Origin of the sequence: Paenibacillus sp. 7516, assembly GCF_002272715.1 — a bacterium.
In the GTDB taxonomy this organism is placed as follows: Bacteria; Bacillota; Bacilli; order Paenibacillales; family Paenibacillaceae; genus Paenibacillus; species Paenibacillus illinoisensis_A.
In genome coordinates, this window is the sequence record NZ_NPBI01000009.1 from 312,878 (window position 1) to 338,345 (window position 25,468).

General features: G+C 47.1%; 21 protein-coding genes. 8 read left to right on the forward strand and 13 right to left on the reverse strand.

Going from position 1 to position 25,468, the window contains the following annotated elements; translation table 11 throughout:
- Window positions 1–5: 5 nt before the first annotated feature.
- The 4 genes from CHI14_RS10560 to CHI14_RS10575 all read right to left on the reverse strand — a co-directional run bounded on the left by CHI14_RS10560 (window position 6) and on the right by CHI14_RS10575 (window position 6,288).
- A complete protein-coding gene (locus CHI14_RS10560) occupies window positions 6–869 on the reverse strand; it encodes a carbohydrate ABC transporter permease (protein ID WP_095288389.1) in 864 nt (287 codons plus the stop codon).
- 2 nt (window positions 870–871) lie between these two features.
- Window positions 872–1,783 (reverse strand): carbohydrate ABC transporter permease, encoded by a 912-nt coding sequence (locus tag CHI14_RS10565; protein WP_095288390.1) that lies wholly within the window; start codon window positions 1,781–1,783, stop codon window positions 872–874.
- Between the two features lie 75 nt (window positions 1,784–1,858).
- On the reverse strand, window positions 1,859–4,786 hold the full coding sequence (locus tag CHI14_RS10570) for an extracellular solute-binding protein (protein ID WP_095288391.1): 2,928 nt from the start codon (window positions 4,784–4,786) through the stop codon (window positions 1,859–1,861).
- A gap of 119 nt (window positions 4,787–4,905) precedes the next feature.
- Window positions 4,906–6,288 carry an ABC transporter substrate-binding protein gene (locus CHI14_RS10575; protein ID WP_481856399.1) on the reverse strand — a complete coding sequence of 461 codons (1,383 nt, stop codon included), beginning with the start codon at window positions 6,286–6,288 and terminating at the stop codon, window positions 4,906–4,908.
- A gap of 520 nt (window positions 6,289–6,808) precedes the next feature.
- Between CHI14_RS10575 and CHI14_RS10580 the strand changes: the two genes are divergently transcribed.
- Window positions 6,809–7,846 (forward strand): LacI family DNA-binding transcriptional regulator, encoded by a 1,038-nt coding sequence (locus CHI14_RS10580; RefSeq protein ID WP_095288392.1) that lies wholly within the window; start codon window positions 6,809–6,811, stop codon window positions 7,844–7,846.
- A gap of 90 nt (window positions 7,847–7,936) precedes the next feature.
- On the opposite strand, the gene CHI14_RS10585 is transcribed toward CHI14_RS10580, so the two are convergent.
- Both CHI14_RS10585 and CHI14_RS10590 read right to left on the reverse strand, forming a co-directional pair.
- Window positions 7,937–9,115, reverse strand: coding sequence for a DUF4272 domain-containing protein (locus CHI14_RS10585; RefSeq protein ID WP_095288393.1), 1,179 nt, complete (start codon window positions 9,113–9,115; stop codon window positions 7,937–7,939).
- Between the two features lie 73 nt (window positions 9,116–9,188).
- Complete coding sequence (locus tag CHI14_RS10590) at window positions 9,189–10,409, reverse strand: RtcB family protein (protein WP_095288394.1); 1,221 nt, start codon at window positions 10,407–10,409, stop codon at window positions 9,189–9,191.
- Between the two features lie 291 nt (window positions 10,410–10,700).
- On the opposite strand from CHI14_RS10590, the gene CHI14_RS10595 reads away from it, so the two are divergent.
- Genes CHI14_RS10595 through CHI14_RS10605 form a run of 3 tightly spaced genes read left to right on the forward strand, consistent with a single transcriptional unit; the run spans window position 10,701 to window position 12,931 of the window.
- Window positions 10,701–11,207: a DUF6773 family protein gene (locus CHI14_RS10595; RefSeq protein ID WP_095288395.1), complete on the forward strand. Its 507-nt coding sequence runs from the start codon at window positions 10,701–10,703 to the stop codon at window positions 11,205–11,207.
- 23 nt (window positions 11,208–11,230) lie between these two features.
- Window positions 11,231–11,434, forward strand: coding sequence for a helix-turn-helix transcriptional regulator (locus tag CHI14_RS10600; RefSeq protein ID WP_095288443.1), 204 nt, complete (start codon window positions 11,231–11,233; stop codon window positions 11,432–11,434).
- A gap of 57 nt (window positions 11,435–11,491) precedes the next feature.
- Window positions 11,492–12,931 carry an erythromycin esterase family protein gene (locus CHI14_RS10605; protein ID WP_349290364.1) on the forward strand — a complete coding sequence of 480 codons (1,440 nt, stop codon included), beginning with the start codon at window positions 11,492–11,494 and terminating at the stop codon, window positions 12,929–12,931.
- A 69-nt stretch (window positions 12,932–13,000) separates the two neighbouring features.
- On the opposite strand, the gene CHI14_RS10610 is transcribed toward CHI14_RS10605, so the two are convergent.
- A complete protein-coding gene (locus CHI14_RS10610) occupies window positions 13,001–13,423 on the reverse strand; it encodes a hypothetical protein (RefSeq protein WP_249281058.1) in 423 nt (140 codons plus the stop codon).
- Between the two features lie 191 nt (window positions 13,424–13,614).
- Between CHI14_RS10610 and CHI14_RS10615 the strand changes: the two genes are divergently transcribed.
- The 3 genes from CHI14_RS10615 to CHI14_RS10625 are packed head-to-tail and all read left to right on the forward strand — an operon-like array spanning window position 13,615 to window position 17,541.
- Entirely contained in the window at window positions 13,615–15,213 is a 1,599-nt protein-coding gene (locus CHI14_RS10615; RefSeq protein ID WP_095288396.1) for a spore germination protein, read from the forward strand.
- Window positions 15,210–16,415, forward strand: coding sequence for a Ger(x)C family spore germination protein (locus CHI14_RS10620; protein WP_095288397.1), 1,206 nt, complete (start codon window positions 15,210–15,212; stop codon window positions 16,413–16,415). Before CHI14_RS10615 ends, CHI14_RS10620 begins: the two co-directional genes overlap by 4 nt.
- A gap of 1 nt (window position 16,416) precedes the next feature.
- Window positions 16,417–17,541 carry a GerAB/ArcD/ProY family transporter gene (locus CHI14_RS10625; RefSeq protein ID WP_170948084.1) on the forward strand — a complete coding sequence of 375 codons (1,125 nt, stop codon included), beginning with the start codon at window positions 16,417–16,419 and terminating at the stop codon, window positions 17,539–17,541.
- A gap of 118 nt (window positions 17,542–17,659) precedes the next feature.
- Here CHI14_RS10625 and CHI14_RS10630 read toward each other — a convergent pair whose 3' ends face one another.
- The 6 genes from CHI14_RS10630 to CHI14_RS10655 all read right to left on the reverse strand — a co-directional run bounded on the left by CHI14_RS10630 (window position 17,660) and on the right by CHI14_RS10655 (window position 24,651).
- A complete protein-coding gene (locus CHI14_RS10630; RefSeq protein ID WP_095288399.1) occupies window positions 17,660–18,097 on the reverse strand; it encodes a GNAT family N-acetyltransferase in 438 nt (145 codons plus the stop codon).
- A 52-nt stretch (window positions 18,098–18,149) separates the two neighbouring features.
- Entirely contained in the window at window positions 18,150–18,458 is a 309-nt protein-coding gene (locus CHI14_RS10635) for a GNAT family N-acetyltransferase (RefSeq protein ID WP_481856400.1), read from the reverse strand.
- A 285-nt stretch (window positions 18,459–18,743) separates the two neighbouring features.
- Window positions 18,744–20,834: an S-layer homology domain-containing protein gene (locus tag CHI14_RS10640; RefSeq protein WP_095288400.1), complete on the reverse strand. Its 2,091-nt coding sequence runs from the start codon at window positions 20,832–20,834 to the stop codon at window positions 18,744–18,746.
- Window positions 20,835–20,965: 131 nt separating this feature from the next.
- Entirely contained in the window at window positions 20,966–23,593 is a 2,628-nt protein-coding gene (locus CHI14_RS10645; protein ID WP_095288401.1) for a winged helix-turn-helix domain-containing protein, read from the reverse strand.
- Between the two features lie 177 nt (window positions 23,594–23,770).
- The gene (locus CHI14_RS10650) at window positions 23,771–24,379 is read right to left on the reverse strand and encodes a hypothetical protein (protein ID WP_095288402.1); all 609 of its coding nucleotides are present in this window, start codon (window positions 24,377–24,379) and stop codon (window positions 23,771–23,773) included.
- An 80-nt stretch (window positions 24,380–24,459) separates the two neighbouring features.
- Window positions 24,460–24,651: a hypothetical protein gene (locus tag CHI14_RS10655; protein ID WP_095288403.1), complete on the reverse strand. Its 192-nt coding sequence runs from the start codon at window positions 24,649–24,651 to the stop codon at window positions 24,460–24,462.
- 257 nt (window positions 24,652–24,908) lie between these two features.
- Here CHI14_RS10655 and CHI14_RS10660 point away from each other — a divergent pair, with 257 nt between their 5' ends.
- Window positions 24,909–25,406, forward strand: coding sequence for an SRPBCC family protein (locus tag CHI14_RS10660; protein ID WP_095288404.1), 498 nt, complete (start codon window positions 24,909–24,911; stop codon window positions 25,404–25,406).
- The last annotated feature ends 62 nt before the right edge of the window (window positions 25,407–25,468 follow it).

Genomic DNA, 25,468 nt, shown 5'->3' on the forward strand with positions numbered 1-25,468 from the left:
CCCCCTCAATCCTTCATGCCCGAGCTCGCCATCGTCTCAATAATGCGGCTCTGCGAGAAAATAAACAGTGTAATCGGCACACTCATCAGAATAAGTGCCACCGCAGCACCTGCTCCTGCCCGGGATATTCCGCCTTGAATGATCTGGCCTGCTGCGTAGTGCAGTGTCTTGAGCTGCTCGCTGTAAATGTAGCCATTGCCGTCACTGCCCCATAACATCTGGAACAGCAGGATGATCAAGGTCAGCCAGGCCGGCTTCACGTTCGGCATCACGATGGACCAGAAGATCCGGTATTCACTCGCACCATCAATCTTCGCTGCTTCCAGCAGGGCATCCGGGATCTGCTCCATGAACTGTTTCATCAGATACAGACCAAGTGAATAGGCGAATGCCGGAATAATAACGGCCCAATACGTGTCGATCCAGCCGAGCCAAGACATGATCATATAATTGGGAATGGCCGTTACAGCAGGTGTGAACATAAGCGACAGCACAACCACCTGGAACATGAACACTTTCCCCGGAAATTTATGCTTGGCAAGTGGATAAGCTGCTGCAGAAGCCAAGAGCACATGACCCACAATACCGATGCCTGTAATAAATACTGTGTTGAAAATATAACGTGAGAACGGTACCCACGAGTCACTCAGCAGATTCAGCAGATCCGTAAAGTTGCTGAGCGTGGGATTTTTGACAAACAGCGTTGGCGGAAAGGTGAAAATCTCATCCAATGGTTTGAACGCATTGTTGATGGCATAAATCAGCGGCAGCACCATGAAGGCACCAAATACGAGCAAAAGGGCAAACAGGGAGAGACTGCCGGATAACGAGCGATTCACCCGCTTTTTTCCTGTCGCAATTGCAGCCATAGCTATTCTCCCACCCTTCGCAGCAATTTCTGTACCAGTAAGTTGGTGCCTACCATAATCATGAAAAGTACGGTTGCAATCGCCGAAGCGTAACCCATCTCAAACCGTGTTGTACCAAAGTCGATCAGGTGAGTGACCACCGTCTCTGCCGCATAGTTCACGCTTGGAAACCCAGCCAGTGCGATGGAGACATCCGCCACAGCAAACGAGGTTGTCAGTTGAATGACTGCACCGAACATCAGCTGCGGCCGCATGGAAGGCAATGTAATATACCAGAGCTCCTGCCAGCGATTTTTGACCCCGTCTACCGCACCTGCTTCATATAACGTCCGATCAACCGTCTGCAACCCGGCGATGAATGCCAGAAACCCTGTACCCAAGCTCAGCCACAGCTGCACAAGTATAAGGATAGGCATGATGTACGCCTCCGTCTTCAGCCACTGAATCGGCTCCAGCAGGAAGCCCCATCGGATCAATAATCCATTGGCAATACCGTAGCGATCGCCCGAGAAGATCATCAACCAGATAAAGTAGACATTCCCGGAAATGGATGGCGCGTAGAAGATCAACGTCATGAATGCCCTCCATTTGGGCGTCAATTCATTAATGATCCAGGCAAACACGAAGCAGGCAATATAACTGATAGGTCCGGTAATAATGGCAAACAACAGCGTATTCTTGATGGCAATCAGGAATACGTCATCCTCCAAAAACAGTCGAGTATAGTTCTGCCAGCCAATAAAACGCGGAAACTCCAGCATGTTGAAATAGGTAAAGCTGAGTATGATTGAGATAACAACCGGGATCACGGTAAACATGGTGAACAGAATCATGTAGGGAGCCAGCAGGACGTAGGAATGCTTGCTGGCTTTCATCTCCTGGAGCTTCCAGCTCCACCATGATTTCATGCCCATCCTTGAAGCCTTCTCAGGAGGACTGTGTTGACCGTCTCGGAGTGATATTTGTGACACTGTTAACCCTCCCTCTGCTTACGGAAGACCAAATTCATTACGTTTGACCCGAATCTCGTCCTGAATATACTGGGTGTAGTCCATAATGGATTCTCTGGCTTCCACTTGACCAACCACCGTTTTGTAAAAGGCATTGAACAGATGGCGCCCGGTAAAATAACCCCCTGGCACTTCGGGAATTCCCTTCACCGTTTCGAATTGTGCCTTAAGATTGGCATAATCCTCAGCTGGCCACGGCAATGAATCAAGCGCCTTGATGTTGGCCGTGGGATAACGCGCAGCAGCGCCCATCAGTCCTTCCATCTCGCGGCCGAATTCAGCCTGTACCGGCGTGCTGGTCCACCATTTCATGAACTCCCACGCGGCCTCTTGATCCTTGGCGCTCTCCAGCATCATGACTGCACTACCTCCGCCGGGCACATCCCGATTCAATGTGCCATCCGCCTGTACCGTACCCGGGACAGGAACGAAGCCCCATAGTCCGCGAATCTCCGGTGCAAATACGGATAGCTGGTTATACATCGTGTAATCCGTCAAGCCGATCGGCATCTGCCCTGTTCTGAAGCGGTTGGCAAAGTCATATTCCCGCTCCAGCTTGTAATCGGTATAGAACTCTGTCCACTGCTTGAATGTCTCGATCCCAATACGGGAATCCAGATCGGATTCCTTGCCATCGTTGCGATAGAAGGATCCCCCATTCTGTAGAAGCATGGTTGCGTACTGCGAATTGGGCGGAATGTTGACACCCTGCATATTGGCCTGAGTTACAACCGGCATGCCGAATTCCATGTGGTTTTTGCTCAAAATAGCCAGCAGGCTCTCGACGTCTTCCCACGTTTGAGGGACTTCAAGTCCCAGTTCTGCGAGCACGTCTTTCCGGTAAAAGAGCATATTAAAAGTCTGTGTTTCCGGTAGGGCATACACACCTGAATCATAGACATAGGGGATGATGGCACTTTCCCTGAACTCCTGTTCCACCGAGGAATAGTCAGCGAACTTCGTCAGATCCACCGCCGAGTTCCTCATAGCAAAGTTTACCGGCAGATCATTGCCGATCTGCATCGCTACATCCGGTCCTTCACCAGACAAGGTAGCCGGCAATAACGTCCCCATGTTGACGAGCTTCAGATTGACATTAATGCCGCTCTCCGGCGTAAAGGTTTCATCAATCATTGCCTTCATCGTATTGGCCTGGTCACGCCCACTGCCGATCCAAACCGTCACGGTACGCTGGTCTTCCGAAGTGGCAACATTGCCGATTTGGTTATAGTCAATGAAGAACGAATGATAGAATGTCTTCGCTTCATGACCAACCTTTGCCAGCGCTCCCATACCTTTATGAGGGATGCTGCTGTCGATGGACGTGACATACAGGGCGTCAATTTCAAGCGGCTGCTCCCGTGCCTGCTGCACCCAGGTACCGAGACCACCCGTATTGGTTTTGTAAGCTGCAAGCCGTCTTGGAATGGTATCCGGCTTGTCAATCATCTCGTCCAGCTGCTGCGCCATCGTCTTGATCAATGCCTCCTGATCACTGGACTGGCCAGACAGAAGGCGAAGCTGTGCTGCCACGTCCTTGAGTCGTTTACTCTCCCCGGCAAATACCTCCAGCAGGTTCGGAATCTGCTTCTCCACCCGGTAATCCCGGAATTCATCCGGCTTGGTGCCTGTGATCATCAGAATTCTCCGGTACATGGAGTTCAGGTTATAGAGACTATCCTCTACATTGCGGATCAACGGAGCGAAGTCACCAAGGCTGTTCTCCAGCCGTATGACATGTTTGCCTTTTTCCAGCTGAAACTTGTAGGGTTCCTTCCCGCCCATCACATCCACGCGATAGTCACTTTGATAACGGAAAGGTGCTTTTGCCATCTCGGCAAATGGGACCTTACCATCAATGGTTAATTTGCGCGTGGAATAGATGCCTTTGACGAAATTCTGCTGTGCAGTAAAGCCGATATGATAAAGTCCACTCTCCGGCACATCGACCTCCCACTCAATCCACTGTCCCGGCAGACGCCAGTTGTAGCCACCAATCGTATTGACGCGCACTTGGGAAGCACTATAAGGGAATACCGCTGAACTTGATCTTTCGCTGGTCGGGTACAACGTTGGTGAGGATTTGGCAATCTCCGCTTCTCCTTCAATCCGAATGAGTACATCTTTTGGCTGTCCGGAAGAATCCGTCTGCTGTGCCCCTGCGGTTTCCGCATAAGGAAGGGCATTCTTCTCATTGAAGAGCCGCAAGGATCGAATGACCATCGGTTCACGCGTAGATTTCAGCGTTAGGGTGTGTTCCCCTTTTTCAAGAAAAAACTTGAATGGTGCCTGTTCGTATCCATCTGAATCCTGGAACGTCTCTTCCATCCAGCGGGGTTTTTCCACCTGCTTCGGACGAAGATCATTCCCCTGATTATCCTGTTGGACGGCTTCTTTCTCACTGCCCCATACCCGGTCAAATTGCAAATAAGCCGCTTCCGCAAATGGAAGTTCACCGTCAATATATAGCGCACGCTCAATCGCGGAACTTTTGCCTTCTACAGGAAAATAAACTGCCGAGAGATTATACATTCCGGTTTCCGGCACATCGACAACCCAATCGACCTCTCCTGTCTCGCCGGTATACAAGGAAACCCCTTCCTTGCCTTCATAATCGATCAGTTTGCGGACCTCTTCACCCTCAGCTCGTATGTAGTCCCCCACTTCAATGGTGATATCCACCTTTGGCCGCAATGCTTCACCTGCTTGGATTACATATTGTTCGTATCCCTTCTTCTGCCTCGTCTGCTGCAAGATTGCATCCACCTCAATAGTGGGCAGACTGCCAGGCGGGACATCCGCACTCTTCACATCCGTACCGGAAGCGAAATACAGCAAAATGCCGGCTGCAGCCGCTACGAGTACAGTAGGCAGGATCCATCGGTTTCGTTGTAGAATTCCAGCCATTCTACGAGTCCTCCTCATCAAGGCTGATGCCAGCAACACCCTGGTTGGAATTCAGAAAAACGGGGTTTCGTGCATGATTACAGGCACTGGAAACCCCCTCTCTGAATCACTTGCTGGTGTTATTGCTTGCCAAGTTTATCAACTGCAGCTTGTGCCTGAGCCTTATATTTCTCAGCTGTCGCTGTAACGGACGCGTTGTTTTTGATGATGTCGTTCACATAATCTCCGATGGGATACCCTGCGTAGGCATCATCGAGCAAGATACGTCCTGTACCGGCAATATGCTCACGAATCATGGCAATGTCCTTCTCGTCGGTATAGCGGCTCTCCAGGTAATCCTGACCCGGGTACTCTTCAATCTGCGGGATATCATAGGTCTCTTCATAAATCTGGTAGACAATCTTAGGATCTTCTACACCTTTGGGAATGAATTTCGCTGAGGCTGCGTTGTTGGCGTACGTCACATCCTTGCTGCCCTGAGGTCCGTTTGGAATGGGAACTACACCAGCGGCAAAGGTGATATCGCCCAGCTGCCATTCAGCGGCAGTGAATAAGGCAACGTCTCCATCCTTGAATGTATTGCTTTCCTCCCAGTTGGTTTTGTCCCCCGTTTTGACCTTCACGACATTCTCCACGTTATACAGACGTTTAACGAATTCGGCAGCTTCAATGGTTTTGGGATCGGACAATCCTTCTTTTGCATTTTCGTCATCTACGATCGTGCCGCCATTGGCAGCGGTGAAGTGACGAAGCACGTCAATCGGCCAACCGGAGAATCCGTATACGTCAATTTTGCCGTCGTTATCCGTATCTTTCGTTGCCTGTTTGGCCAGTTCCATGAATTTATCCCAATTCCACTCGCCTTGGTTATAGAGCTCCTGTGGATCAGGCAGCGACATTTTTTTGAACAGGTCGCGGTTATAGTGAAGTCCCAGACCGATGCTGATTGGATTATCGAATGAGTAGTAATCACCAGCGATAGCCGGATATTTGGTAATCAGGTTAGCTTCCTGATTAATGTTGTTCTCGGCTGTGGTGAATTCGGAGATCGGCAGCAGCTGCCCTTTGAGGATCGCGGGAAGAGCGGACTTGTATTCCATCTGGACGATGTCTGCGAATGGCTCGCCAGCCAGCGCAGTCGTGGTGAATTTATTCATGTATTCTTCGAATGGAACATTGACAAACTCGATTTTCACGTTATATTTTTTTTCGACTTCAGCAATCTTATCGAGACGGGCCTTATCCGATGCGGTCTCGCCCGCTGGCGTCAGATCCCACCAGGCAGCAACCTTGATGACACGTCCACCGAGATCCGGTACATTAGCTGCCACCTCTTCTGCCCCGGTTTCTGTCTCTGTTCCGGCAGTTTCGGTCGTCGTGCCCGAATTGGCGGTCCCCTCTGGATTCGTGCCATTTTGCGCTGTTCCACCTCCACTGCAAGCGGATACAAAAAGGATCACAGCCAGTAACATCAACGGCAGAACGTTCCATTTTCTAATCATGATTTTTACAACCTCCCCGAATGTGTATGCCTGAAATGGTCATGTTAAATCGCTAGCACTCACTCACCTAATAAAATCAGAACACCACCACCATTTGTTATTTCAACGTTTGGTTTGAACAAACAAAATTTAACATAGCAAAATGTAAGCGTCAACATTTTATTGTTAACATTTTCTAATTTATCTGATAATATGCTGATATAACCCATAAAAACGCTGATAATAAGCATACTAGAAATATTTTCTCTGTCCTAATCTTTGGCTTGGCGATTTCAACTTCGTTAAAATTTGTTATTTTATATAAATAACAAAAGGATAATAACGAGTGACATATTCCGATCTTTTCTCTCACCAAACTTCATCATTCCTATTTCAGGTCCAACTCACAACGATAGAACCACTAACATTTTTTATTCTGTATCCGTTATTAGATTAGAGGAAATATATCATGATATACTGGAATCAGTTTCATGCTACATGGTCAAGAATACGGCAGAACTAAGAATGTAAGGATGGTATGATGAAGACGAAGGTAACAATTCAGGAAATTGCACATTTTACGGGTCTGTCAAAATTTGCGGTTTCACGTGCGCTCTCGGGTAAATCCGGTGTGAGCGACCAGACACGTGATATCATCCTCAAGGCCGCTGGCAAACTTGGATATTTCAAAGATAACAGCCTGTTATCTGGCGATATGAACAACAGCAATGAACTTCACGACCCTCAAAACATACGGTGGAGCGGAACGATCCTCATTCTGTTTCCCAATGTCCGTTATCAAAACCAAGAATCTGTCTACTGGGGTCCTATCTTTAACGGGATATCATCCAGACTGAACCAGAAAGGGTTTAATATCCTCACTCTGACGGAGCCTTCTGCAGATCAATTATTTACACTGCTGAATCCCGATGCCATTCGGGGCATTATTACAGTCGGTTCGATTTCAACACCTATTTTGCTAGAAATCAAACGTCTGGGAATCCCTGTTGTTATGGTGGATCATCTCGACCCAGTCTTCCACAGTGACAGCATTTTTACGGACAACTTTGCTTCCATGCGTGAAATTATGCTATATCTCCTTCGTAAGGGATTCAAAAGCTTCCAATTTGTCGGGAACACCAGTGACGCCCATAGCTTTTATGAACGTTGGATTGCATACAGCTCTGTACTTACGGGTAACGGAATAGAGATGAATCAGATACCTGAATTGTGCAGTCCTGCGGTGGATGATTTCCGGCAAACGTTTACTTCAGTGCTCCATGAAGCGAACTTGCCAGAGGTATTTGTATGTGCCAATGACTTTTTCGCCCTCTACACCATTGAAGCACTGGAGAGCATGGGGATCAGCGTACCTGAACAATGTGTTGTCACCGGTTTTGATAACACGTACGACAATATTCCCGTGCTTGCCACGGTCAATGTGAACAAGGAATTAATCGGTGCACGTGCAGTGGACCAGATGTTGTGGCGCATTATAAACCCCGAAAGTAATGTGGAGAAAAAGCTGATTATGGCTGATGTCCTCATTCGGGAGCAATATAGCCGGCATAGCGGATAAACCACGCAAACGACAAAAAATCCCCCACGCCAGTGTTTAACTGGCTGGGGGATTTTGAGATCATGCCTACATATCATAGTCCTATGCTTATTACGTATCTGTCCGAACGTCATCCCATTCCTGATCCATATAACAAATGAGCCAATTCAGAGCACGGTGGCGTTCGTAAGCCACGCCTCCATTCAACCCCGCGGGAGGTGTTTGCTCATTAATCCGGCTGTTCACACATACCCAGTTGTAACGGTAGATCAGGTCGGCCGCATCGAGAATTTCACTTTTGCTCCGCAGGGATGCACCCGCGAGGAAGTCCTCGAAGCTGTCCTTTTGCTGCAAATAACCTACAGCCTGTCCAACGTTACATAGCTCTACTGGAGCTCCCAGCTCATCGACATAACCAAGCGCCCACAGCATGACATGATAGGCTTCGTATCCCCACGAAAAGGTGATGACTTCCTGCTGCTGCGCTCCATACTGCTCAATAAATCGTTTCTCCGCTGGAGAGAAAAATGAGGCTGCATCGTACTTGTCGATGACTTCCTGAACGAGTGCTGCGGTGTCCTCTGCACTTTCTCCTGCACCAAGGCATTCACCCTTGAGTGCTGCGATACATAAGGCTACCCCTCGTTGTGCCACTTCTTCCACACTTCGGATCGTTGTATGCTCATCTCCAGCCCTTGCGGGTAAATGCACATTAAATGGAATCCCCTGCGCTGCCATAATGGACTCGGAATTTTCCTTGCGGCGAGTACCTGACTCGGACGGTGGTCTGACATCATCCAAAAGACTGGTGTGCGCCGTCACTTGGTAATCCTCTACCTCCGATTCCCCATTCACGTCCAGCAACAGCTGTCCTTGTGCGTCCAGCAGGGAGCCGCCTCCCCAAAAAATAACCGCATCCAGCCCTTGAGCAAGCTTCAATAATTCCTGGAAGAACTCCTCTGATATGTCTTCTTCGGTCTCAATGCCAATGACCATGTTCAGGGTCGAGCATTTGATCAGCACTTTTTCCTGCACTGCCGGATTACGTCCTTCAATCTGACTCATGAACCCCATCATACCCTGAATCATCGAAGTGAATTCTTGTGGGTGTGTCTGACTGGTCATGATATTGAAGCCCTTGGTTTTCTTGCTGAGCCACTTTTTGCGGATAACCTGAATATGCGTCTTGTCTTCCTTGCGTATGATCTTATCCTGTGGATAGATGGATTGAATTAGTTCAAACAGCTGATCCAGGTCAAACTGGGAGCTGTATAATGCGCAGTTTCTCATGGTGCTCACCTTCTTCTATTAAATTCGAGTAATTCATAATTAAACAAGTACTCCCGGGACAGAACCTAGTTCACTAGTCCTTATATGGATCAAATTCATTGCCACCAGCCATGGCAACGCCAACAGGGCGCAGCACATGATTGATTTTTAGCGTGTTTGCATGAGCATTCAGGACGTCCTGAAGCTTTTTATACACAAACGGGCTTTCGTCTGTACCTGCCCCCCTCAGCTCCACGCCATACGCACGAATGGCCGCACGCATCTGTTCTTCACTGATCTCCCCGCCCATGCGAGTGCGCAGCTTGTAGTTCATTTTCCCGGCAGCCTGGGTACGACTCATGATCCGTCCAGCCCCATGCACCGTGCTGCGGTAGGATTCCGTATTCTCCTCACTGTGGATACCCTCGACAATCACCGAGATATCTCCCATGCTGCCTCCGACAAAACCAAGCTGTCCGGGTGCCAGCGGGGTGGCTCCCTTACGGACGACGACCACATCTTCGCCCATATGCTGTTCTTTCCAGGCAAAGTTATGATGGTTATGCACCGAGTATTCCGCACTCGCTCCAAGAATACCAAGGACCTGTTCTATAACATAATCTCGTCCTGCATAGGCATACCGGCCTGCGAGTGTCATTCCGTCCCAATACATCTCGCCCATTTCGCTGTTCAAGTTAAACAACGTTGGTGGCTGATCCATGGATTCTCCAGGCGCTTTCCCGCTGAACTCACGACCTGCAGCCAGATTAAGGAAACCACTCGCGATTTTATGACCAAACCCGCGACTGCCGAAATGATTCGCAACCCATACTTTACCCGTTGATTCCTCTACGAAAATATCCACAAAGTGATTGCCGCTGCCTACCGTACCAAGCTGGTTGCGTGCGAGCGTTTTTAATTTGTGCTGCAGTCCAGGTTCAATCGAATCGAACAGCTTCCAACTCGCATCATCAAACAGCTCGTGATCAACCGGTGTTGGATTATTGCGACCCACACCGAACGATACGTTTGCATTGATATCATCCATAATAACGGCAATCTGGTCCTTGATATCCTCCCACATGAGGTTGGTACGAACCGCCTTGTTTCCGCAGGCAATATCGTATCCAACGCCAGAAGGACTAATCATGTTACGGTAGGCGACAACACCTCCGATCGGTTGCGAATACCCTTTGTGATGGTCAGCCATCAGCGCAACGCCAAGCACATCTCCATGCTGTGAACACGTCACTGCCTGATTCACTGCATTCTCCAGCGGCTCCCCCCATACTTTGATGTTATCCACGATTCTCATGTTATGTATGACCTCCAGTCTTATCAAACACTTTGTATATATTACCAAAAACCATACCAAATGGGCAGTACATCAATCCCTATTGAATGAACAAATTGCTGCTCTGATGGCAGGTCTTTCTAATGATCGCTGTATGTAATCGGAACAATTTTAAGTTTTCATATTCAACTCATGCATCCTATATCAAACAAAATGACATATATATATTGCAAAAAGACTCAAATAATATTATCATAAAGCCCATAGGAAATATTCCCCACATTTTCAATTCCTACAAAGGAGAGGGTCATCATGAAATGGTTCAAAAAAAAGGGCAATCAGGATGAGCGTATCGTCAATCTCAAAAACAAGGTGTACAAGGAAGCTTACATAGTAATTATGTATCTATGCGGCATCTCCATCTTGGTCAAAAGTTTTTTCCAATGGGAAACGTATTCCACGTTGACGGAATTGATCGTCATTCTCGCAGGAAGTATTTATTTCGGAGTTCGGTCCGTCATGCTGGGCATTTATTCGGATGAAGTTGAGGTCCACGACCAGACAAGCAAAATGTCGTACAGCCAGCGAAACGTAATTACGGGTCTCATTATCGGTATTTCGATGGCCTTGTTCCTAGGCATAAGAAGCTCCGTTTTGTTTGCCGATACGGCGCATGAGAAGTGGTGGTATTTCTTCCTCGTGTTCATATTTTCACTGCTGCTTTACATTCCGCTCTTTGCGGGATTTAATGTCATCGTTCATCACTTTGCAAACAAGGCGAGTCAAAAGGCCGCAAGTAAAGATCAGTGTGATTCATAGAAAGGATACAAGGGTGAATGGGCATGAAAAATATACGATTGAAAGTCGCCAGGGTAGAAAAAGATCTGTCACAGGATGATCTGGCACGGATCGTCGGTGTATCGAGGCAGACCATTGGTCTCATAGAACTGGGCAAGTATAATCCGTCTCTCAGCTTATGTATTGCCATATGCAAGGCACTCTCCAGAACACTGAATGATCTGTTCTGGGACGATGAGCAGACATAAGCCGGAACGTTCATTACGGAATCATTATGTTAATTTATAGATGGAGGAGGCGTTATTTTGAGCTATTTCAGAAAACGAAAAACGGGTGCAGTGCTTGCACTGTCTACAGTCATACTGGTGAATCTGCTCTACCCAACCGGATATGCAGGTGCAGCTTCATCAACCACTATGGAGACCATTCATGGACAGGTAACCCAGGTGGAAACTGCGAAAACATCGGATGAGAAAATTGCAGAATGGAACAAGTGGGCTAAAGATCATGCATATCGACTGGAGAGCATCCAGCCTGTGAAGACAGGTCAGGAGACCGATTCCTTCTCGGATCTCGAGATGTTGAAACCCCTGCTCCATGACAAGCGAATTGTATTCCTTGGTGAAAGCTCTCATGGGGTTGCCGAGTTTAATCTGGCGAAGACCCGACTGATCCAGTTTTTGCATCAGGAAATGGGATATAACGTTCTTGCATTTGAGAGCGGTCTTTCCAACACGTCGCTGGCTAATGCCACGGTCAACCAGCAGCATCCGGAGCAAACGATGAAAAACGCCATTTTCGGCGTCTGGTGGTCCAAGGAAATGATGCCCTTATTCGATTACCTCAAAACAAGTACAAAAACCGAACAGCCCCTCATTCTAACCGGTTTCGACATGCAGCTGCAATTCCCGTTGTTGGATGGTAAGTGGCTGAAGGATAAAGAACTTGCCAATCGTCTCGCACACACGGAACAAAAACTGTCCAGTTTCTCTACTGGAACGGATCTGAAAGCCTATCAAGCTGAGAAAAATAAAATCATCAAGGTATACCAAGACGTTATTCAATCCCTGAAGTCCGAATCGAACCAGGCCTATCTGCAAAAAGAATACCCGGATCAGCCCAAGCTTTCCATGCTGCTAGAGCGAAGCCTCAGTGATCGAATTCGCGTCGCGAGGGAATATGTCGATCTTTCCATCCGGGCTACGGCTGAAATGAATGAAGGCAAATATGAGACATTTCTAGATTCCATGGAGTGGCGTGATCAGGCGATGCATGACAATCTCATGTGGCTTGCAACCGAAGTTTATCCAAACGAAAAATTTATAGTATGGGGACATAATGATCACATCAGAAAGGCGCAGAGCGAAGTCATGGGCTCGCCCTATCCCATAACCATGATGGGGGAGAAACTTTCGGAAGAAATGAAAAAATACAGTTATGTTTTGGGATTGTATGCATCAAGTGGCCAAACAGCCGATAACACCGGCGGAATTCATGCCGTTGAGCCGGCAGCACCCGGTTCCATTGAAGGTATTATGTCTGCGACGAACACACCTTATAGCTTCCTGGATCTTCGGTACCAGAACAGAGAGAATGGGAACTCCTGGATGTTCGAACCACGATTTGCATACAGCTGGGGCATGATCCCTGAGAGCCTCGTCCCGCGTGATCAGTATGACGGCATTTTGATGATTGACGACGTACATCCACCGCAATATATCCGCTCCTCCTCATCAGAGTCCTAGGGACATAATAAGGAATAAATACAAAAAGAGAGCTGAAAGCTCTCTTTTTTCTTGCCATTTCACCGGTTCTCACTTCTTGCTAATTTTGAATTTGAACTCCCATGTTGCCGTGTTACCCGAATAACGGCCTCTGTTCTCCTTTACAACAACGGAAAGTGTCTTATTCGTTGATTTGGAGAATGAAGATACCTTAACATTAGCACTCTTGCTTCCGATATCCGGAATCTTATCCTGTTCTTCGGCTTCCACTTTTAATTTCAGCGTATCGGTTGATTTCAGATTTAATGTAACCGATGAACCTTCCTTCAGGTTTTTGCCGTTTACGCTTGCGCCAATCGCCCATTCGTTTCCGACGGAGTTGTTCTCTACCAGCTCGGCGCTGACCAGCGTCACCGTTACCTTAAACGTTTTGGCAGCGGCGTAGGATGTTGGGGAACATACGGCGAAGATCAAACTCACAATCATCAAGACATTAGCCCATTTTTTGAACACGAGAGTGCCTCCCTCAGATCCATGAAGTTTTCATGTTGACTATGCCTTATTCGCCTTGCTCCTTAAGTAATCCTTCTGGTCATCAAGGGGGTTCTTATGCACCAGTGTTTGCCACTGAACACAAATTTCCACTGCGCTTGTGCATAGCTTCTCCATTAGCAGCAAATACCTAACTTAGAGGTGTTGACCATATGTTCCAATTTATTTTTAGAAAAAAACAAAAATCAGAAGAGTTCCTTCCTGTACCAGCAGGCCCTCAAACGAAGACAGCTGATCAAGGGAGTGCTGCTCCTGATTTCATCCAACCAAATCTGAAGTCTAACCTTCAGGGATTACAAAATTCGTTCACAAACTGTTCTGATGTCGTTTTCCGCACGATCACTGTTGAAAACTCTCTAGTCGCTTGCCTGATCTATATTGATGGTTTGTGTGACACCGAACTGCTCGATCAGCTGCTGCTCCAGCCTTTTCTTCCAGGGGGAGAACTTGCTCAGGCTGCTGCAGAAAAGAACTTGGGCACCTTAACACGCGATAAACTGGCAGCAGCAGGCAAGGTTCAGCAGGCTCAAACATTGACCAACCTGATGGATGGCATCCTGATTGGACAAACAGGGATTCTGATTGAGGGAGAAAGCCAAGGCCTTCTTGCGGATTTTTCCAAATCTGCTCAACGAGGCATTGAGGAACCTACCTCAGAAAAGGTCGTGCGCGGTCCCAGGGATGGCTTTACTGAAACTCTGCGTGTTAATACTTCACTTCTGCGCAAAAGAATTCACAGCAGCCAGCTGAAGATGGAATCGATGAGCATAGGTGAATTGACTAGAACGGAAGTCGTCCTCTGTTATATTGAAGGTATCGTTCAGGATGAGCTGCTTCATCTCGTTCGAAAGAGGCTCCAGCAGATCCACATTCAGGCTTTGGGAGGGGCAGCTAATATTGAGGAGCTGATTGAGGATAATCCCTATTCCCCATTTCCACAACTGCAGAATACCGAACGCCCGGATGTAACAGCGGCGAGTCTGCTAGAAGGTAAGGTTGCCATTCTTGTGGACAACAACCCGTTTGTACTTATTGCTCCAATGAATTATTGGACCGGTCTTCAGTCTGCCGAAGACTACCATGAACGTTTTCAATACATGACGTTTGTACGCTGGATTCGTTATACTTTTGTACACATTTCTCTGCTGCTTCCGTCACTCTATGTCGCACTGACCACCTTTCATCCTCAGGTCATTCCAACATCCCTATTGATTAGCGTTGCCTCTGCCCGCGAAGGAGTTCCATTACCGGCCGTTTTTGAAGCGCTCATCATGGAATTTGTGTTTGAAGGGCTGCGTGAAGCGGGAATCAGGCTGCCTCAGCAAGTCGGTCCAGCGGTCAGCATTGCAGGTGCCTTGGTAATCGGTCAGGCTGCAGTAGAGGCGGGCATTATTTCGGCACCCATGGTGATTATTGTCGCTACGACCGGAATTGCCTCCTTTGCTTTTCCCAGGTACAATTTGGGATTTGCATTTCGGATGCTCCGTTTCCCACTGCTTGTCTGCGCTGGTTTTATGGGTTTCTATGGGATTGTATTGTTTCTGATTGCGCTGAGTGTCCACCTTGTTTCGCTGAAGCCATTCGGTGTCCCGTACATGACGCCTGTTGCACCATCATCTTCCCGCCATCTGAATGATGTTCTATTCCGAGGTCCGGTATGGAAAAAGAAAAATAAAAAACAGCTGCTTGCCAGCATTCCGCCCGATATGGAGTCAGACCAAACCCAAGAGAGCAGGAGTAGATCCAAATGAACAGCGTACGATTTTATACCATGATGCCGCTTCTTTTCGTACTTTTGGTGATCACTACGGGCTGCTGGGACCGGCAAGAAATGAATGACAGGGCGATCATCCTTGGCTGGGGCATGGACCTTAACGAAGATGGGAGCTACATGGCAACAGCGAACATTGTGGTGCCCATGAGTACCAAATCAGGTGGTGCTCAAGGAGGAAATAATGAATATATGTTGCAGACTGCGAGAGGCAGGAGTGTTATTGACGCTGCACAAAACATTCAAAAAAAAATGTCACGTGTTTTGTTTGCAAGCCATCGCCGCAATATTTTCCTTGGGGAATCCTTGGCCAAAAAGGGTGTCGGCCATATCGTCGATGAATATGCCAGAAACCCGGAGTTGCGTCTAAGGACCAATATCTTCGTGGTCAAAGGAGGAACAGCCCAGCAGGCTATGTCGTTGTCCAATCAGTTGGAGAAAAACCCCTCTGTTGCCGTACTCAAGATTCAGGAAAAAGTTGGTGCACCGGTAGGCCGTTCTCTACTTGATTTTTTTATCATGAGTAATGCTTACGGCGGATCGGTCATGCCCGTGCTGCAGATTGCTTTACCGCCCGGCGAGTCCAAAAAAAAGAATGAGAATGATAGCCCTCCTATGCCGACACTTGAAGCAGCTGGTTCCGCTATCTTTGACCGTTCCCTGAAACTGACCGGGTACCTGAATTACAACGAATACTGGGCAAGATTGTGGATCGTCAACAAACTTCGTAACCGGGATTTGATCGCGCAGATGGACGGACCGGAGAGCACAGTCGCAGTGCGAGCCAGGAATTTCAAATCCAAAGTCACGCCGGTGATTAACACTCATCCAATTCGGCTGAACGTCGAGCTCTCTGCTCAAGGGCAGATACCCGAGAACAATACCAGTTTAGATCTGTCGATTCCCGAGAATATCAAAAAAGTGGAGACACGCTTGAATTTGCAGCTTCAACGGCAAATCGAACATATCGTGACTAAGGTTCAGGATGAGTTTCAGACAGATATTTTTGATCTCGGAGATATCATCCATCGCAAGTATCCTCAGCAGTGGAAAAAGATGGCCGGAGATTGGAATACGCTTTTCCGAGCCGCAGATATTTCCGTGAAAGTGAATGTCAAAGTGGATGGAGCGGGATTGACGGGAAAATCATTGCTGCCGGATGTATACAAAGGAGAAGAATAAAATGCAGATCAGTAACCGTCAATTGTTCTGGCTTATCATGTCTATCGAGATCGGCATGAACCTGCTGCTCTCCATTAACTTTGCAATCCAGAGCAGCAAGCAGGATGTCTGGATATCAATGATCCTGGCCGGTCTGGTCAGTCTGTTCATTGGGTGGATATGTATCAAGGTCAGCCTGCTATATCCGGATCAAACACTGATGGAATTCACCACCACGATCCTTGGCAAAGGATTAGGAAAAGTTGTAGGCCTTTTCTATCTTGCCCAGTGGTATTGGGTGGTCGCAGTTATGCTCAGGGAGGAGTATACTTTTGTCCGGCTCAGCCTGTTGCCCAAAACACCGGACTATCTGATCGTCCTGACAATGCTTGCTGTTGTGGTCTATGCTGTCTACAAAGGTGGAATTGAGACCATTGGACGCTTAAGTGAACTTTGGGGCCCCATTCTATTGATCATTCTCGTGTTCACCATTATTTTGACTTCTCATAATCTTCGGGTCCATGCCCTGATGCCGATCTATTCGGATTCAGGCATGTTGCCGATTATGAGAGGGTCTCTGACACCAACCTCCTTGCTCGGCGAAGTCTCTCTAATCATGATGCTAATCTCTTTCACCTCTTTTTCCGGTAAGACAGATAAACAGCGACAGCTATCCAAAAGTATACTGAGCGCGGTCTTCTTATCGACAACGTTTCTGATTGTGGGGGCTGTGTGGGTCATCATGACCTTTGGAGCAGAATTGGCCGCACGAATCCATTATCCTTTTTTTGAAATGGTCAAGCTTGTCTATCTGATGGAATTTATTCAGAGTCTGGAAATCATCATGGTATCCATTTGGGTGATCAGTGTCTTCATTAAGCAATCCGTCTACCTGTTCATCGCCAGTTATGGCTCAGCCCAATGGATTGGTCGAACCTCTGGGTGGAAAAAGTGGCTGTGGGTTGCCGCGTTTATCATTGGGGTTTTGGCCATAACTATAGTCAGGATTGATCCTTCCTCCAAAATCCTGCTGGAAGTCATCTGGATTCGGTTTGTGCTGCCAATTAACTTCCTTATTTTTCCATTAACGCTATACATCGTCGGACGCTTGCGAAAGAGAAAACAGGGACACAAAGCAAGCCCATGATTGTAACACATCGGATTTCCCCTCTCGTGCAACAAAGACACGCTCCTGTACAAGAAGCATTAACTGCCCGAGAGGTTTCACTATTATTTTCCCCGGTACAATTACTGATGGAAAATACTCATTTCAAATGCTTCCGATACCCTTGAACCTTCTCATCCTTGAATCCAAGCTTTTCATAGAAAAGATGTGCTTCCTTGCGCTGATCTCCAGATACCAGAATCATGTACGCGCACCCGAGGTCTCTCGCAATCCGTTCAATCTGGAGCATCAGCTTCTGACCGATTCCCTGTCTCCGCACCTGATCAGATACGATCACATTCTCCACAACCATGAAGGGCTTGCATTGTCCCACGAGATCCATGCATTCGATCCCCATAACAGATCCGGCCAGCTCGCCATTGTAAAATGCACCAAGCACATGATAATGATCATTTTGCTGTATGTACTTAAACATTTTCTGCATCTGCTCCTCATTAGTGGGGGTCCCCATCAACTCATTGTACAATTTGCTTAAGGCCGGCAAATCCTGAAGTTCAATAGCTTTGATTGTAACCATAGATCGATCCTCCTAAATTCCTATCATGTTGTTCCGTACCCTATATCTTACCCTACGTTAGATCCTTCTTAAAGTAATAATGACTGTGCCCAGTTGGCGCGTTCTCAATGGTTGTCATCAATTGGTATCCATGCTTCTCATAGAAGCCCGGTGCCTGGAACGAAAATGTATTCAGCATAATAAAATCACAGCTTTTCTCACGTGCAATACGTTCAATCTCGAGCAGCAATTGGGAACCATAGCCTTGGTGCCGCTGCTTCTCATCTACCCAGAGGATATCGAGTTCCAACCAGTTCCAGCACAGCGTGCTGAGGACGCCGGCAACGATATCCCCTGCCTCGTTTTTGATATTAAAATTCAATCCTCATACCGATGCTTCAGATTCTCGCTCAGATGAGCGGCATTAAATGCAATCAGTTGATTACGAACATAGGCTGATTCTTCTGCATTACTTGGATTCAACGTACCTTCGGACATTGTTCATTCTCCTCCCTTTCACTCTCGCCGTTATAAACGGAATCATTCCTATACATTCCTTGAATATTCTAACATTATTGGAGTGCATGCAGCATAAAAAAACGCACCTCCAGAGGAGATGCGCAACACCTGATATTATTTGATTGCTTGAATGTAAAAGCCACTAATTTTAGAGCAATTCTTCTTTCGTTTTAAGCATGACCTCTACGTATCCTGTGTCCATTCTGCCCAGCACGTCTCTAGCCTGCACGTGGATTTGAATCGGGGTTTCACTTGATGCAAGAGCTCTGACGTAGAGCTTCTGTCCTTCCATTCTGACTTCAGCTAGATGCGAGTCCGGTGACTCTGCTGTGAGAATCAGTGTTGAACGATCATCATCTTCATCTTCAAACATGTATGCCAAATCGATCTCGGTCTCTTCGTCACCAACATAAACGGTATTCCCAGCGGGGGCCTCCACCAGAACTGGTGCAGCATCATCGAAATCGTACATCGGTAAACGTTCAAGCAGCCCCATATGCAAAGTAAAGTCAGGCTCGTCTCTGAGCATAATGGAATTATAACGGATATTTAAGTTTTGGAGTAAAAGTAGGTCAGCAACTCCGGTTGGGAAATGATTCAGTTGGTTATCGCCAATGTCCAACATTTGAAGGGAACTCAGGCCACTTACATCAAGTGATGTCATCTGATTGTAGGACAATACCAGTTCCTCAAGGTTTGAAAGTCCCGATACATGGACCTCTGTAAGTTGATTGCTGTATAAATTCAGCTTCTTCAACTGTGTAAATCCTTCAGCATTCACACGACTGATGTTGTTCCCGGATAGGTCAATTTCCGTAACGTTCATGCCTTTGAAAATTTCATATCCTGTCAGGTCAGAGATGCCCGCGTCTCGTGCATACAGTCCTCCGTCCGTCTGTACTAGTGCTTCTACCAGTTCCTGCTTGGTTAACGGATCATTCACATCCTTCTCGAGCCAATAGGCTATGGCTCCCGCCAGATGAGGATCAGGGAATTGCCTGCTGATCGTATTCGCAAGGACCGTGATCTTGAGCTGTGCAGTAACACTGGCACCCTGGTTATCGACAGCCTTGACTGTCAGTACAACTTCTCCTTCTGCCACGGGTGTAAGCTTGATTGTCTGACCATCAACCACAGTAGAAACAACCGTTTCATCTCCATCTATAATACTAAATTGCAGGGCTCCTCCATCCGGATCGCTGAAGTAAGAGGAAACCTGAAACTCCAGAGACGCATGATCCAGAATAAGCTCCTGATCGGGTAACCCCTCGTTGATCACCACTGGGGCTTGATTCTCAGGTTCTGGGTTGGAAGGAGTCTCTGGATTGGTTGGATTGGTTGGATTGGTTGGATTGGTTGGCGTTGATCCGCTGCCTCCTCCTGCATTTCCAATTCCACTGCCGGAATTGTTTCCACTCCCATTCGTTGCGTTTCCACCAGAATTCCCTGTAACTCCACTACCTGTAGTCGTCCCCTCAACTTCCGTCACTTGATCTGGCTTATCCGAATGAGAATCTGATGCTGCATCATCCAGTTCCGATGATTCTTCAAGCGTCTTGATCGCGTCGCTTCCACGCAAAGCAATCACAGCCATCTCTTGTCTTGTCGTAGGACGTTTCGGAGCAAACTGGCCATTCTCGCCCTTTAACAAACCCAGTCCAACTGCCTGCTTCACGCTCTCTGCAGCCCATGGACTGATGCTGGAAGCATCCTTGAAAGATAGCATGGAGTTACCACCTGCTTCAGTAAATCCTCTAAAATGAATCAAACGCATCAGAGTCACTGCGAGTTGTTCCCTGGTGACCAATCCGTCCGGACGAAATGTGCCATCAGGATAGCCCTTCATGATTCCTGTTGAGCTTATCAATTCAATAAAAGCAAGGTAATCCGTCCCTGAATTCAGATCCTTGAAAGCTTCGGATGAATTCTGAACTTCAGACTCCTGATCCAAATCCGCCATGCGAACCAATATATACGCCAGATCACCGCGTGTAAGACTCCCTCCCGGATGAAACAATCCATCCTGCATACCTGGGAACATCTGTTGTTCTGTAACGATCTCAATGGCCTGTCTCGCCCAAGACGAGGCTTGCTGTAAGTCATTTGTGGTCCCGGTTCCCGCAGCCGCCCCGACGGTACCAGAAACAGTAAGAGTAGAGACGGACAATAGAACTGCCAGATAAGGTAAGATTCTGTTGTTTTTGTTACGTGATTTTCCTTTGTATAGACGTGTTGACATTGTTAAGCTTTACCCCCCACATGACTCTAACCTTGCTTCTTCTTAAACAGCAAAGTTATTAATTGTCTTTATTGTAGGAGAGACTTCCATGAGAAAATAGTCTACAAAATGATAGACAGCTTGCTGTACATTCACAGCCAGCCCTGCTGCTCGGCAATCTGTACGGCATGCGCACGACTACTCGCGCCTAGCTTCGCAAACACCCGCCTGATATGCGTATTAACCGTTCCTGCTGAAATCCCAAACTCAGCTGCGATTTGTTTGCTGGTTAACCCCTCAGCAATGTATCCAAATACTCTTTGCTCCATGGGACTAAGTCGTACGGAGGGAATGCCATCCCGATTTTCTTTTGCAAATGATGATAGCAGCTCCTTTACATAGACCAGTTTAATGCCCGAGTCTGGTATGGAATGCGTACGACGCAAATGCAGGTAGTGCTGCAAAAGGCTTTTGACGGGTTCCCCTTCGTTAATAAAAGAACGAATGTAGCCCTCGGAACTGCCAATCGCTATAGCGCGCAAAAGCGGAGCCATACACTCCTCCTGACGCCCTTGGCGTTGAAAAATCTGAGCCTCAAGCAGTCCGCATTCGACTTGTTCCGTTAACCAGTTCCGTCCTTCAGCAAGCGTACGTATGCGTTTCAGCTCATTCAGGGACTCTTCATCATCCCCTAACAGGAGTTTAGCCCGCACACGTACAAGCGAGCTGAATACCTGATCACAGCTGATCTCAGGGTTCACAATTTCGATAATGGAGTCATCAACCAGGAGCTGTGCTGTTTCAATAGGTTGAATCTCGAGTTGCAATCGGTATTGATGTGCCTGAATGATCGGCTGCCAGTATTCCAGATCCTTGACAGATAACAGAACGCAGAGCTGCTGCAGCAGCTTCACCCCTTCATTCGGTCTGTGTAGTGCCATTTCTATTCTTGCTTTAAGAACGTAGGCAGGTACTAGAAGTGCAGCGACTTTGATCTGGAGTGCAATTTCAAGAGCACGATCCGCATAATAAATCGCCTCGGACAAACGATTTTGCTCCAGCTTTATTTCAGCATAGCCAGTACCATAATAGGAGGTCACATAAGAACTCTCTGTAAACCAACGATTCGTGATTGTACCGAAGCATTGTTCGCCTTGTTGCAGGGAACCGTTCACACCGTGGAAGCTGCGCAGACGCATGCTTTCCCTCCGGTCATAATCCATATACTGAAACGCTATATCATCCGGATAACCTTGATCGATATAGGAGATCAGATGGTCAGACAGCCCTTGTAAATTCCTGTTTAGATAAGCCATATAAGCCCTCATCACACAAACCACCTGGAGCAAATAACTACTAATCTCAGGTGGCAATTGGTCCTGTAAATGCGCCTGAATCATGTGCTCCAGTCCATCAAGCTCTTTCACCATCTCACCATACGGCCGTTCACGAGCAACAAGGAATAAATAGGACATATACAATTTGGGACGTGCCTTCACTACCTCCTGTGGCAGAACATCGAAGTACCTTCGAAGTGTCCACCATTCACCCATAATAAAATGTGCAAATAATTCCTCCAGCAGCCGTGCCGCATCCTGCATATGCTGTCCGTGAATATAATGATCCAGTGCTTCAGCTGCATATCCATGCTGTTCGTACCACCGTGCTGCCTTCGCATGAAGTGCGTTCACCTGTTCCGTTCCGGAACGAGCAAGCTCACGCCGCAGAAAGGATGAGAACATATGATGATAACGGAACCAATACGCTCCCCGATCCATTGTAATTAGAAACAGGTGCTCCTTCTCCAAATGCCTAAGCAATTGCGGGGCTTCCCCTATATCGGTCAGTGCTCTGCATAGATCTCCATTCATCCGCTGTACGACAGAGGTGCTGAGCAAGAAATGCTGCATTTCCGGAGATTGCCGATGAAACACTTCCTCCAGCAAATATTCGGAAACTGACCGATCACCATAGTGATGCTGATCATCCTGAGAAGTTAGAGCCAGTCGATTGGCACTGCGCGATCTTACTTGTTCTGTGCTATCGGTATAGGACAGAGCCAGCAGCTTAAGCCCGGCCACCCACCCTTCTGTCTGCTGCACCCACTCATGGACATGAGAACGGGTAACGTTGAGCTTCAGGCCATCCTGACAGAACTCTACTCCTTCTTCGGCGGTGAACGCCAGATCCTGAAGCATAACCTGCCTAAGTTCACCACGAAGCTTCAGCTTCTCCAGTTTCAACGGCGGAGATGTCCGACTCGATAATACGAGATGAACGGACGGAGGCATATTTTCAACAAAATACTCCATTTGTTCATGAATCTCTGCTTGGGTTACAGCATGGTAATCATCCAAAATAAGTAAAACTGGACTCTCTGCCAAGGCAAGGTGATTCATTAACAACACCAGTGCTGATCGCGGATCCATGCTGTAGCCTCGCAAAAAATGCGCCAGGATTTCACGGCAGAAATCCGGTTTAACCCGATCGAGCGCATGAATAATATACAACCAAAATTGAAGCGGGTCCTGATCTTTGTCATCCAGGCAAACACAGGCTGCTTGCTCGTGCTGCACCCAGCTGCCTAACAATGTGGATTTCCCGGAGCCCGCCGGAGCAGTAAGCAGCGTGACTTTAAACTTGTATAATTGTTCTCTGATTGAACTGAGCCTTGGACGATCCAGCGTATTTGGAGGCAAGGGAGGCAGTTCCAGTTTGGTTTTTAATATCATGAATTGAATCCAGTTTTCCTCTAGACCCACGGTATGCTCTTGGTGCATTAAAATCCTCCTGAATCAGCACATTTGTGCCATTTTCCGATATGTATCATGTGGTTTCAACTACTACTACAAGTATACTCGGGAACGCTGCTAAGGCCCTATACTTTTTTGATTGCTGTCGTGTTATAGAAAAAAGGAGCCTGCATTTTTCATGCAGGCTCCTTTTTGTGATGTATACTATTTGGGTAACTCCGATACCCATTTACGCAAAGCATCAATTTCTATAAATAGTTCTTCACCGTCATCTTTCGGTCTGGATATATCGAGCCCACTTGGTATAGGGTTCTCACGCAGCATCTTGATCCATAGGAATTCAATAGATCTCAAAATTTCAAGTAGAAACGTCCGGGCATGTATGGTGAACTGTGTGAGTATATGGTGGGGAACCAGCTCCAAACGTATAGCAAACCTTATTTGTCCATTTGTATACTGCTCCATTTCAAGCAAGAGCGGATCAATGCCGTAACTCGCACAGACTTTCCCCTGCTCCATCACAATACGAATCGCTTTCAGATAATCGTGCCAAATATTCAAGCCACTTGGGACTTCATATCCGATTAAAGGTTGTCCGCGATCATCAAATACATGAATAGCCATCTGAAGAGCGTCAAGACCAAACTTTCTACTCCTCATCAATCGATTTATCTGATTACGATCATTTACATCGGCATACTGAACCTCCGGCTGTTTTGTCACTGCAATCAGCCAGTTATCTCCCCCCGTTTCCTCCTCTATTAATGAACCTGGTTTGACTAGCAAAATTTTAGCTTCAATCAGTGCTCTCAACCTCCTCATCTGACAGGTAAACCGTATTTCCCTAATTTATTTTCATAATTGAAGCATCTTATAGTTCGCCCGTATGTAATTCATCCCGGATAAGAGTGTAATGCCTGCTGCCACCCACAGTCAGCCATGTCCACCCGGATATCCGTCAGCAGGTGAAACGGATAATTGCCCAGCAATATTGCTATGATTGCAGCAACCTGCAGCACCATTTTGAGTTTGCCATACTGATCTGCTGCGAGCCCAGAATTGAAGGCGATAACGGAACAAAGCACAGCATAAATAACGGAATCAAAGCCATCCTAGCGAGCGTGATTCGATTAGCCCAATTCATCATACCTGCCCCTTCCATGATAAGATCATCCGAAAGTACTCTTACCTCTAATGATTTCGCCCAGAATTAATTATCCCCTGTTTTTTCCAGAGAAAATATTTTAGTTGATATCCGTTTGAACTTTAAAAGGGAACTAACTTGCCAGTATACTTAACCTGTAGCTACAGCTCCATTTCATTTATCAAAGGAGGATATATTATGGGTAGGACATCCGCAGTAACATTAACGATAAAACGCCAATTCGTTGCATCTTCAGAACAGGTATTTGATGCCTGGCTTGATTCGAATATCATGAAGAAGTGGCTTTTTACCACGGAAATAACGAATAAAGTAACCCATAATGACCCTCAGGTTGGTGGAAGCTGGGAGATCGTTGATCATCGTCAAGGCAAGGATTATAGAGCCATCGGTGAATATTTAGATATCAGACGGCCCAATACACTTGTTTTCACCTTTGCCATGCCTCAATTCAGCGATACAAAGGACCTGATCAAGGTTAACATCGCAGCAACTGGACAAGGTTCCGAAATGACCTTCATTCAAGAGATGATTGTTCCCCATGAAGAGGACTGGACAGCAAGCGACATTGAAAAGGCAGAACGTGAATATATAACAAGTTCAGAACAGGGCTGGAACCTAATGTTTGATGGATTACAGCAACTGCTGGAAACAGGTGAAGTAAATCATCCATTGTGATGACTAAAAGGCCAGGCTGCGAGAGATGCAGCCTGACCTTTTTACGTTTTATTTTACCATAT